The sequence below is a fragment of the Bacillus sp. EKM206B genome, from assembly GCF_011066015.1.
Taxonomy (GTDB): Bacteria; Bacillota; Bacilli; order Bacillales; family Bacillaceae; genus Bacillus; species Bacillus velezensis.
Genome location: NZ_JAAMNL010000002.1, coordinates 426,232 through 439,663 on the forward strand (window position 1 = coordinate 426,232; position 13,432 = coordinate 439,663).

Sequence of the window (13,432 nt, forward strand, 5' to 3'; positions counted from 1 at the left end):
CGTGAAGAACTTCAATAAGCAAATCACTTTATCGCTGAAAAATCCGTTTATTTTACATCATGACGTTTACGGACAAAAAGTCCTTCCGGGATTGGCTTATATTGATATGTTTTATCAGATTTTCAAAGAGCGCGGCTATTCATACGACGGGCTTCAGCTGCGCCATTTATCCATATATCAGCCGCTTATTGCGAAAGAAGACAGCGCCGTCAAGCTTACGGTTGAATGTACAAAGGTAAAAGAAGGGCGCTGGAAACTTACCGCAAAAGGGGCTGAGGTCAGCGGCGGACGAGTACAGCCGGAAGAACGTATTTACGTCAAAGCGGAAATGCACGAGACGGCACCCGCAGTTTTCAGTGACACGCTTGATCTTGACTCTGTCAAACGCGAGGCGGAACGCACCATCGATTTAAATGAGCTGTATGCACAATGCAGAAGCCAGGAATTGGTTCACAGCGGATATATGAAAGCAGAAGGAGAAGTGTTTGAGGAGCGGGACGGCGTCACCTTTGATGTATCGCTCGGAAAAGACGCGATGGGACAGGCCGGGGGGTTTTTGTTCCATCCGACTCTTCTTGACGGAAGCGGCGTCGGCGCAAACCTATTGATCTCATCGCTGTTAAACGGGGAAAAGAGGCTGTTTCTGCCTCTTTTCTACGAATCTTTTACAGCTTCCGAACCTTTGCAGGCCGGCTGCATCACGAGAATCAAACGTTCGTCGCTTCGGCAGGAAAAGGAGCTCATTTACATTACACTGGAGTTTTTTAACGCATCCGGCCGGAAAGTAGCCGAGCTGAAAGATTTCACAAGCAAGCTCGTGCGGGATGCCGAGCTGATCAATACAGAACGAAAGCCAGCTGAGAAGTCTCCTGGAAAAGCCGGTTTACCGGAAGTTGCGGCATCGCTTGAAGGCGGACACCCGCATGAGGAAGCAGAGCGGTATGTCATGAATCTGATGGCTGAAAAAATCGGCAAGCCGCTTGAACAGATTGATTCTCAAGTCGGCTACTATGAAATGGGGCTGACATCGTCCGGACTGCTTGACGTCGTCGAAACGATCAGCGAAAAAATCGGCGAAACCCTTTCTCCGACTTTGCTGTTTGAATATACGACGGCAGCAGAGCTGGCAGCTTTCCTGACTGAGCAGTACGGGAGCCATTTCAGCGCGCCTCCGGCAAAAATGGAGAAGCCGGTTGAGCCGCAAACAGAAAACAGCCGGAAAAGCAGTGTTCCGCAAGATGAAGATATCGCGATTATCGGCATGGCCGGCCGCTATCCGCAGGCCGAAAATATTCATGAATTCTGGGAAAACCTGAAAGAAGGAAAAAACTGTGTCACCGAAATTCCGGAGTCTCGCTGGGACTGGCGCCGGTTTGAAAATGTAAAGTCGCCTTCCGGAAAGAGCATTTCAAAATGGGGCGGATTTATTGATGATCCCGATTGCTTTGATCCCCAATTTTTCCGGATTACGCCGCGGGAAGCTGAAACAATGGACCCTCAGGAACGGCTGTTTTTACAAACATGCTGGGAAACGATTGAGGATGCCGGATATACGCCGAAGTCGCTCGCAGAGGTGCGCGGACGGAATAAGAGACAGCGCGTCGGCGTCTTCGCAGGGGTGATGCATAAGGATTATACGTTGGTCGGGGCTGAAGCTTCTTCTGAAGATCATGTATTCCCGCTTTCTCTTAATTATGCGCAAATCGCAAACAGAGTTTCATATTTTTGCAATTTTCACGGGCCGAGCATGGCGGTCGATACGGTCTGTTCATCTTCGCTGACTGCGGTTCACCTTGCTGCGGAAAGCATTCGGCGCGGGGAATGTGAATCGGCGGTTGCCGGAGGGGTCAATTTGTCGCTGCATCCGAATAAATATCTGACATACGGTTTATGGGACATGTTTTCAACAGACGGAGTTTGTCATACATTCGGGAAAGACGGAGACGGCTATGTACCGGCTGAAGGAATCGGTGCCGTGTTATTAAAACCGCTGCGAGAGGCGGTAAAAGACGGAGACCGGATTTATGCGGTGATAAAGGGCAGTGCCGTCAACCACGTGGGGACAGTGAGCGGAATTTCCGTGCCGAGTCCTGTCGCGCAGGCCGATTTGATTGAAGAATGCCTGGACAAAGCGGGCATTGATCCGCGCACGGTCAGTTATATTGAGGCGCACGGGACGGGAACTTCTCTCGGCGATCCGATTGAGGTTCAAGGCCTTGTCAAGGCGTTCCGCCAGTACACACAGGACAAACAGTTCTGTTCGATCGGATCAGTGAAGTCCAATATCGGCCATGCAGAATCGGCTGCGGGCATCAGCGGCTTAAGCAAGGTTGCCCTGCAGCTTCACCATAAAACTTTGGTGCCGTCTCTTCATTCGAAGGAGCTGAATCCGTATTTAGATTTTGAACAATCACCGTTTTACGTCCAGCATCATACCGAAGCATGGCAGCAGCCATCAGTGACGGAAAACGGAAACGAAACCGTATATCCCCGGCGTGCGGGCATCAGCTCTTTCGGGGCGACAGGTTCAAACGTGCATCTCATTCTGGAGGAATTTATCCCTGAAGAATCACACGGAACAAATGCTGAACCGGCAGAAGAACAGACATTCATTTTCCCGGTTTCAGCCCGGAATGAAGAACGGCTAAAAGAGTACGTTGCGAAGCTGTCTGCATTTATTCATCCCGGCCTGCCGCTTGAGGATGCGGCGTATACACTTCAGATCGGCCGTGAACAGATGGAGGAGCGGGTTGCGTTCACCGCTCAGAATATGACACAGCTCAAAGAGCGGCTGGAAGGCTTTCTGGCGGGTAAAACGGTCAGCGGGTGCTGGCGGAACCGAGCCGATAAAAGCAAACAAGCAGAGCTTGCTCCGGACTTGATACATAAATGGCTTTCTTCCGGGAGACTGGAGATGATTGCCGAAAAGTGGGCCGGCGGAGGAACGATGGATTGGAAGCTCTTGTACGTTGAAAACAAACCGAATCGGATCAGCCTGCCGACGTATCCGTTTGAAAAAATCCGGTATTGGGTGCCGAAGGCGGAGAAAAGAGAATCGCTGCCGCAAAAAAATGCAGGCATGCTGCATCCGCTCCTGCATGAAAATGTATCAAACATGTCAGGCGTCCGTTTTCGGTCCTCGTTTAGCGGCGGAGAATTTTTCCTGAAAGATCACGTCGTCAAAAACGAGCGGACGTTACCGGGCGCGGCTTATCTGGAAATGGTTCGGGCGGCCGTTGAACACGCGGCAGAAACGAAGGAAGAAGGAACAGTCCGTCTGAAACATGTCGTATGGATACGTCCGTTTACAGCGGCGGATGAGTCCGCAGAACTGTATCTCCGCCTTTATGACGAAGAAAATGGAGAGATGGGATTTACGGTTTACAGTGAATCGGCTTCCTCGGAACAAGAGCCCGTTCTCTATGCACAAGGAAGCGCAGCGTTTGTCCGAGCGGGCGAACCGGCCAAAATCGAGATTGACAAATTAAGAGAGTCACGCCGTCTGATCACACCTGACGCTTGCTATCAGGCATACAAACAAATGGGGATTGAATACGGGGATGCTCACAAAGCGGTCACGGAAATCTATGCAAAAGACAGCAAAGTGCTCGCGAAGCTCTCACTCCCGTCATCTATTTCTCATACAAAAGATCAGTTTGTCCTCCATCCGAGCCTTTTGGATGCGGCCTTCCACGCGACAATCGGGTTAATGCTTGACAGAGACGGGACTGACATACGGCCGATGCTGCCGTTTGCTCTCGAACAGATTGATGTGTTGAAAAGCTGTAAAAGCGATATGTGGGTTTCCATTGCGTACAGCGGCGAAAGTAAGCCTGAAGATGCCGTGCAGAAGCTGGATATTGATGTATGTGACGAACAAGGCAATGTATGTGTGAAAATGACTGGTTATTCCGCACGGGAAATTGAAACGGATAAAACAGATACACTATTTTTTGAACACGTATGGGAAGAGAAGGCCGCTGTACATGAAAAAGCGCCGATCCATTTCAAAGCCCGTCACGTGATGATATCTGACCGGTTTACGGATCAAATGAACAGCATACAGACAGACTTCAGCTGTCATGTGCTCCGTGATCAGCATAAGAGTGAAGACGAACGATTTGAAGCTTGTGCGCTTCAGGTTTTCGAAGAAGTGAAGAAAATCCTCGCTTCAAATTCCGGCGGGCGCGAGCTCATTCAGATTGTCGTGCCTCAAGAAGCGGATACGCAGCTCCTTTGCGGCTTAACGGGGCTTTTGAAAACAGCGGCGCTTGAAAACCCGAACCTGACCGGCCAGCTGATTGAATTGGAGCCGGACGTCAAGGCAGACACGCTGTCCCGATATGTAAAAGAATGCAGCGCTCAACCTGATGACAAGCATATTCGCTATGAAAACGGCAAGCGCTATACGGAACAATGGCAGGAAACAGGGCTTGAACAGTTCGGCGCCGAAAAGCCGTGGAAGGATAAAGGTGTTTATCTGATCACAGGCGGTGCGGGCGGACTCGGATTTTTATTCGCCAAAGAAATCGCCCGGCATGCAAAAGACGCCGTTCTTATTTTAACGGGGCGTTCTCTGTTGGATAACCGTAAAAAAGCCCAGCTTCAAGAACTGTCCGATCTCGGCGCGCAAGCCGTGTACAAACAAACGGACATAACGGAAAAACAAGAAGTTCAATCGCTCACAGCGGACATCTGTCGGCAGTACGGCGGATTAAACGGTATCATACACAGCGCCGGAACGATAAAAGACAACTATATTCTGAAAAAACACAAAGATGAAATCCGTGATGTACTGGCGCCGAAAGTCTCCGGGCTGGTTCATCTTGATGAAGCGGCAAAGGACATTGAGCTTGATTTTCTGATTCTTTTCTCTTCCGGAGCCGGAAGCGCCGGAAGCGCGGGCCAGGCTGATTATGCGATGGCCAATGCGTTTATGAACGCCTTCAGTGAAAAAAGAAACCGTAAAAAAGCCCGAAATGAACGCTATGGACACACCCTTTCAATCTGCTGGCCGCTTTGGAAAGACGGCGGCATGACGGTTGATGCTGAAACGGAAGCCATGCTGACAAAAGAAAGCGGCATGGTCCCTATGCAAACAGAAAACGGCATTCAGGCTTTGTACTGCGGGTGGGCGGCAAACACATCCCAAGTCATGGTGACGGAAGGCTACGCCGCAAAAATCCGGGCGTTTCTGAAAAAATCAGCGGATGATCAGCCGGATAAGGGCAGCGAAACCGAAGAACCGGCGGGTCTTACAGCAGGCGGAGAGAACATGCTTGCAGAAAAAACGGAGCATTTCTTGAAACAAGTGCTTTCGGAAGTGACCAAACTTCCTGTCGGCAAAATTGATGCCAAAGCGCCTATGGAAGATTACGGAATTGATTCGATTATGATTATGCATTTGACGGGCCGGCTGGAAAAGAGCTTCGGCTCATTATCAAAAACATTGTTTTTCGAGTACCAGAATATCGAATCGCTGGCGCAGTATTTTATGAAAGCACACCGGGACACGCTGCTGGAAGTGACCGGGATGAAAACAGAAGAAACCCCTGCAACCAAACCTGCGCTGTCTGAGAAAGCGAAAGTAAAGCCCGTTTTCAAACGGAATGAAGACAAAAAAGGCTTTGCGCAAGTCCGTCCAGACACGCGGGAAAATCAGCAGCTGACAGAGCGTGAAGATATCGCGATTATCGGTATATCAGGACGATATCCGCAGGCCGAAAATCTTCAGGAATTTTGGAAGAATTTGAGTGAAGGCACTGACTGCATAACCGAAATTCCAAACGATCGATGGGATCACAGTCTTTATTACGACGCTGATAAAGATAAAGAAGGCAAGACGTACGGAAAATGGGGAGGATTTTTGAAAGACGTGGACAAATTTGATCCGCAATTCTTCTCTATTTCACCCCGGGATGCAAAATTGATGGACCCGCAGGAGCGGTTATTCCTGCAATGTGTCTACGAAACGATGGAAGATGCCGGTTACACGCGCAAAAAGCTCACGGACAAATCGGGTGATTTGCTTGGCGCCAATGTCGGTGTTTACGTCGGCGTCATGTACGAGGAATATCAGCTTTACGGAGCCGAAGAACAGGCGCGCGGAAAATCGCTTGCGCTGACCGGAAATCCGTCATCAATTGCGAACAGGGCTTCCTATGTATTCGGTTTTAACGGCCCGAGCATGGCTCTGGATACGATGTGCTCTTCTTCTTTAACAGCCATTCATCTGGCATGCCAAAGCTTGCGGAACGGGGAATGCGAGGCAGCATTTGCCGGGGGCGTCAATGTATCCGTTCATCCGAATAAATATTTGATGCTCGGCCAGAACAGATTTTTATCAAGCAAAGGCAGATGTGAAAGTTTCGGAGAAGGCGGAGACGGTTATGTGCCCGGTGAAGGAGTGGGCGCCGTACTCCTTAAGCCGCTTTCTAAAGCAAAAGCGGACGGTGATCATATTTACGGCCTGATCAAAGGAACGGCCGTGAACCATGATGGAAAAACAAACGGGTATTCCGTACCGAATCCGAACGCCCAAGCCGCGGTGATCAAACAGGCGTTAAAAGACGCGGGAACCGATCCGAGGGCGGTCAGCTACATCGAAGCCCACGGCACCGGGACTTCACTCGGCGATCCGATTGAAATCACGGGTCTGACAAAAGCCTTTTCAGAACAAACACAAGATAAACAGTTTTGTGCCATCGGCTCAGCGAAATCCAATATCGGGCACTGTGAAAGCGCGGCGGGCATCGCGGGTCTGACGAAGGTGCTCCTGCAAATGAAACATAAGCAGCTCGCACCGTCACTGCATTCCCGGACGCTTAACCCGAATATTGATTTTCTCGCTACGCCGTTTAAAGTGCAGCAGACGCTTGAAGAGTGGACAAGACCGGTCATAAATGAAAACGGAGTAAATAAAGAACTGCCGAGAACCGCGGGGCTTTCCTCATTCGGAGCCGGCGGCGTCAACGCTCATATCGTCATCGAAGAATATTCCGCTGATGAGGATAAGGAGACGGCTTTTGCCGCGCCTCATCCGTCGATGATCGTCCTTTCTGCGAAAAATGAGCAACGGCTTCAAAAACGGGCGGAACGTCTTCTTGATGCACTGCGGAGCGGGCGTTACCGGGAAGCAGATCTGAGCCGGATCGCATATACGCTTCAAATCGGCCGTGAACCGATGGAAGAGCGTCTCGGAATGATTGTCAGCAATTTGCGCGAGCTTGAAGAGAAGCTTGACGAATTTACGGGCGGCAAGGAGTCAATTGACCAGCTCTACCGCGGACAAGTCAAACAGAATAAAGACACGATGGCGCTGTTTGCGGCTGATGAGGACATGGAAAAAACCATTGAGGCGTGGCTTGAAAAAGGCAAAGCCGCAAAGGTATTAGAGCTTTGGGTGAAGGGCCTTCCGCTGAATTGGGATAAGCTGTATCAAATGGGCAGACCGCAAAAAATCAGTCTCCCAGCCTACCCGTTTGCAAAAGACCGTTATTGGATCGACATATCAGCAGATGCAGCTGTCAAAAGACCGGCCGAAACACAGTCTGCGCCGATCGCACCGGCGGCCGTCCCGGAACCGGTCATTGAAGTAACAACTCTTCACGAGGAGACTGTCAAAGAAAAACCGTCAAACATTACACTGCAGCCTTTGAGCGGCGCGAAACCGAAAAGAACCGTACAGCCCGCTTCCCGTCCGGCGGTTTCCGCTGAAAAAGTAAGTGCCGTATTGACCGAAAGTTTGGCAGACGTTTTATATATGGATGCCGACGATATCGACGCAGACGACACATTTATTGATATCGGCATGGATTCAATTACCGGTCTTGAATGGATAAAGGCTGTTAATAAAGCATACGGCACGTCCCTTACGGTGACGAAAGTATATGATTATCCGACAATCCGCCAGTTTGCGGCTTTCTTGCAAAAAGAGCTCGGGACAGAACCGATCCTTGAGGAAGCAACCGAACCGCAGAAAACAGAGGCCGTGAAAAAACCGTCAAACATCATGCTGCAGCCTTTAAACGCTCATAAGCAGCATGTGACACAAGCAGAAGCGGATATTCTGGAGGCGATGTCTGAAACGGCAGCTTCCGCCGAACCGGAAGAACCGATTGAAGCAGTGCATGACGAGTTATCAAAAGCACTGGCTGATGTATTGTACATGGAGCGTCATGAAGTAGATATTGATGAGGCCTTTATTGACTTGGGTATGGATTCGATTACCGGTCTTGAATGGATAAAGGCCGTCAATAAACGGTACGGCACGGACTGTAACGTAACGAAAGTGTATGATTATCCGACAATCCGCCAATTTGCCGATTTTCTGCGTACGCAGCCGTCCGTCCGCGGAAGAAAAAAACAGGCGGTTCCCGTACGTCCAAAGCCGCTTACACAGCAACACGCCCTGCAGGAGAAAACACCTGCCGAGCCTGAGAGATTAACGGTTCAAAAGGAACCTGAACCGGTGCAGGCCAAACGGGAGCCTAAAGACGAGATGGCGGACGCGATAGCCATCGTCGGCATGTCGGGCAAGTACCCGGATGCGCCGGACCTAAAGACGTATTGGGACAACTTAGCCCGTGCGAAAAACGCCATTCGCGACATCCCGCTTTCCCGCTGGGATGTAGACAAATACTATGATCCGGCCTTGAACAAGAAGGGCAAAGTATACTGCAGATCAATCGGTATGCTTGACGGCATTGAAGAATTTGATCCGCTGTTCTTTAATATTTCTCCGTCTGAAGCGGAACTTATGGACCCGCAGCACCGGATATTTTTACAGGAAGGTTTTAAAGCCTTTGAAGATGCGGGTTACAGCTCAAAAGAATTAAACGGGAAAAATTGCGGCGTTTATTTGGGGATTATGAACAATGAATACGGCATGATGTTAAACAAACATCAGACAGGAGGAAGCGCGACGGGCAACAGTTTCAGCATCGCGGCGGCCCGTCTGCCTTATTATCTCAATTTGAAAGGTCCGGCCATTCCGATCGATACGGCATGCTCTTCATCTCTCGTCGGGACTCATTTGGCGCGTCAGGCGCTGTTGAATCATGAAATTGACATGGCGCTTGTCGGCGGCGTGACCTTGTATTTAACGCCTGAATCATACATCAGCATGTGTGAAGCAGGAATGCTGTCTCCTGACGGCCAATGTAAAGCATTTGATAACAGTGCGAACGGATTTGTGCCCGGCGAAGGCGCGGGGGCGCTCGTTTTGAAGAGGCTGAAAGATGCGGAAGCCGATCAAGACCATATTTACGGAGTCATTATCGGATCTGGAATTAACCAGGACGGAAAAACCAACGGCATTACCGCACCAAGCGCGAAAAGCCAAATGGATTTAGAGCGCCAAGTGTATGAAGCGCACAACATCCACCCTGAGAGCATCACCTATGCGGAAATGCACGGCACCGGCACAAAGCAGGGGGATCCGATTGAATTAGAAGCCCTGTCTTCTGTATTTAAGGAAAAAACGGACCGCAAACAATTTTGCGCCATCGGTTCGGTTAAATCGAATATTGGGCATACGTCGGCGGCAGCAGGTGTAGCAAGCGTCCAGAAGGTTCTGCTGTCGATGAAACATCAGCAGCTTGTACCGACCCTTCATTTCAGCACGCCGAATGAACATTTTGATTTTGATGACTCGCCTTTATTTGTCAATACCGAACTCAAACCTTGGGAAACAGCCGGAGCACCGCGGCGGGCCTGTGTCAGCTCATTCGGCTACAGCGGCACAAACGCTCATCTCGTTATCGAAGAGTATCAGCCGAAAGACCGGGGAAGCCGTAAGTCTGATGAGACAAACATTTTTGTGCTGTCGGCGAAAAAAGCGCCGCAGGTAAAAACCTATGCCGAGTCTGTGATCGAATTTGCAAAAGCCAATCAGAATATCAATCTTTCAGATATGGCGTACACGCTTCAAACCGGGCGTGATGCGATGGATTACCGTCTTGCAGTTACAGCCGGTTCGAGAGAAGAACTGATCAGCCGTTTAACCGATTTTGTAAACGGAAATACGGGTGAAGGGATATATGAAGCCCACATTAAAACGGCAAAAAAAGAAATCAAAGCATTTGAAACGGACGATGATCTGAAGCAGCTTGTCAGGTCGTGGTTCGATAAGAAAAAATACGCCAAAATAGCGGAATTGTGGGCCAAAGGGCTTCAGACGGACTGGGACAGACTCTATCAAGGCGAAAAACCCCGCAGAATCAGTCTGCCGGCTTACCCATTTGCGAAGGAGCCGTACTGGCTGCCTGAGCCGAAAGCCGTACCGCAGGAAACAGAAGACCGGCGCAAGGCTGTGCTTTTAGATAAGCAATGGGTTCCGTGTGAGATCGATTCGGCCGGTGAGAAAAGCGGCAGGACGGTCATGATTCTGGCTGATGAAAGAACAGCGGAGCTAGCCGAAGAGACTGCAAAGCATATCGCTGACTCATTCATTCTCCCGATCGATTCGGCTGACACTGCAGCTAGCGATTGGAATCACATAGATGGCGCAATCGATCTGACGGGATGCGGAGACGAAGACCCTTCACTGGAAGGGATCAGCCGGCTCCAGACTCTGATTGATACAAGCCGCCGGCAAGCGCGGCCGCTGACGCTGCTATATGTAACAAAAGGCTTGGAGCCATTTCAGCAGAAAACGATTCAACTTGCAGGAGCGGCAAAAAGCGGCCTGTACAGAATGCTTCAAAATGAGTATCAAAACGTGACGTCCAGACACATGGATGCCGATACAGATACGGATCAGCAGACGCTTGCCAAACAGATTGCAGATGAATTTTCGGCGGACAGCACAGAACCGGAAATCTGCCGCCGAAACGGACAGAGATACCGTGCTTTATTTAGGGAGATTCCAAGCGGGAAGCGAGCAGAACATAAGCCCGCACCGTTTCCTGAAGACCATGTGCTTTTCATTACCGGAGGCACGAGGGGACTGGGTCTCTTATGCGCCCGCCATTTCACAGAAAAACACGGCGTGAAAAAAGTAGTGCTGACAGGCAGGGAGCCGATTCCTCCCCGTCATAAACGGTCAGCCGTTAATACGAGGCTGAAAGAGAAGATACGGGCGATTGAAGAGCTTGAAGCAAAAGGAGTGCAAGTGGCGGTGATCAGTCTGAAATTGTCTGATCATGATGCGGCGGCAGCGGAAATTGAAACGATCCGGCGCACGATGGGACCGATCGGCGGCGTCATTCATTGTGCGGGATCGGTTAATTCAGTAAATCCGGCATTTATCAGAAAGACTGCCGACGACATACAAGAAGTGCTGGAACCGAAAGTCGCAGGGCTTCAAACATTAAGCAGCCTTTTCACAAATGATCCTTTGCAATTTTTTGTCTTATTTTCTTCAGTATCTGCAGTCGTTCCGGCGCTCGCGGCGGGACAGTCGGATTATGCGATGGCAAATGCGTACATGGATTATTTCGCGGCGGCTCATCAGCATCAATATCCGTTAGTCAGCATTCAATGGCCGAACTGGAAGGAAACCGGATTGGGTGAAGTCCGCACAGAAAGCCTGAAGCAGACCGGGCTGCTGGGACTGTCCAACGCGGAAGGACTTGACTTGCTGGATCGCATTTTATCTGAAAACATCCGCCCGACCGTTCTGCCGGCTATCGTTGATCGGAGCGAATGGCATCCTGACAGGCTGCTCTGTCAAGAGAAAACACAAAAAGCCGTAATAACCGGCAAAGCCGCGGAAAAACATTCAGACAGAGAACTGCTTCTTGATACGAAGGCGTGGCTTGTGAAACTGTTTTCCGATGAGCTGAAAATCGCTCCGGAAGAGCTGGAAACAGACGAACCGTTTCAGGATTACGGGGTTGATTCGATCATTTTAGCGCAGCTTTTACAGCAAATGAATCAAGCGCTCAAAGAGGACTTAGATCCGTCTGTTTTATATGAACATCCGACGATTGACGCGTTTGCCGAATGGCTTGTATCCAATGGGCAGCCGCTGCTTGCAGAAAGGGAGGAACCTGATACAGAAATGTTGGTTCCGGCTGCCGTACAAACGGTTCATACTGAACAAAAGCGTGATGCCGTAACTGAAGACATTGCCGTCGTCGGAATGAGCTGCCGTTTTCCGGGAGCGGAATCGTTAGAACAATATTGGGACTTGCTGAGAAGCGGCAAGTCCGCAATCGGCTCAGTCCCGGCGGAACGTTTCGGATATGCAAATCAATACGTTGCGGGATTGATTGACAATATGGATCACTTTGATTCCGAATTCTTTTTCATTCCGGAAAACGACGCGAAAGCGATGGACCCTCAGGCATTGGCGGTGTTGGAAGAGAGCTTGAAACTTTGGTGCCATGCCGGCTATTCCCGTGAAGAAATCAAGGGTATAGAGGCCGGTGTGTATATCGGAGGCCGAAGCCAGCATCAGCCTGATCCTGAAATTCTTGCGAATACCCGCAACCCGATCGTTGCGGGCGGGCAGAATTATTTAGCGGCAAATGTTTCGCAATTTTTTGATCTGCGCGGGCCGAGCATCGTGCTTGATACGGCTTGTTCATCGGCTTTGACAGGAATGAACATGGCCGTTCAGGCACTGAGAAGCGGCGATATCAAAGCGGCGGTAGTTGGCGGCGTCAGCCTGCTGAACACGGATGCGGCGCACCGGATGTTCCAAGAGCGCGGGCTGTTAAACGAAAAGCCGGCATTTCACGTATTTGACAAGCGTTCAGGCGGAGTTGTCCTCGGTGAAGGCGTCGGCATGGTGCTGTTAAAAACAGTAAGCCAGGCGCAAAAAGACGGCGACACGATACACGCGGTCATTAAGGCCGCCGCCATGAACAATGACGGCAGAACGGCAGGCCCGTCAGCTCCTAATATGCAGGCGCAAAAAGATGTCATGCAAAGCGCGCTTTTCAAAAGCGGCAAAAAGCCGGAAGACATCAGTTATATCGAAGCAAACGGATCGGGTTCCGCTGTAACTGATTTGCTTGAGCTGAAGGCGATTCAATCCGTATACCGTTCTGGCCAGCATGTTCCGCTCGGCATCGGGTCAATTAAGCCGAACATCGGGCATCCGCTTTGCGCAGAAGGCATCGCAAGCTTCATTAAAGTCGTATTAATGCTGAAGCATAAACAAACGGTTCCGTTTCTCTCAGGAGACGAACCGATGCCGCATTTTGATATAACAAAGACAGATTTTCATTTTCATAAAACAGCCGGCAAATGGGATGCAGCCAGACCGTCAGCAGCCATCAACTGCTTTGCCGACGGCGGAACGAACGCCCACGTCATTCTGGAAGCTTGGGAAGAAAAAGATACCCGAATGAAAAGAAAGCCGCTGCCGGCACCGTCATTAAGACGTAAGGCTCTGGTAAAAGAGCCTGACGCACCGGCGGAGAAACAAGAGCTTCCTGCGAAAAAAATGTTCTGGAAAGCATTTAAATGAGAGAGGAGTGGG

The 13,432-nt window shown here is 50.3% G+C and carries 1 protein-coding gene; it reads left to right on the forward strand.

Features of this window, described 5'->3' with window-relative positions:
* Position 1: 1 nt before the first annotated feature.
* Positions 2 to 13,420 carry a type I polyketide synthase gene (locus G9F50_RS05160; protein ID WP_311388959.1) on the forward strand — a complete coding sequence of 4,473 codons (13,419 nt, stop codon included), beginning with the start codon at positions 2 to 4 and terminating at the stop codon, positions 13,418 to 13,420.
* Positions 13,421 to 13,432: the final 12 nt, after the last annotated feature.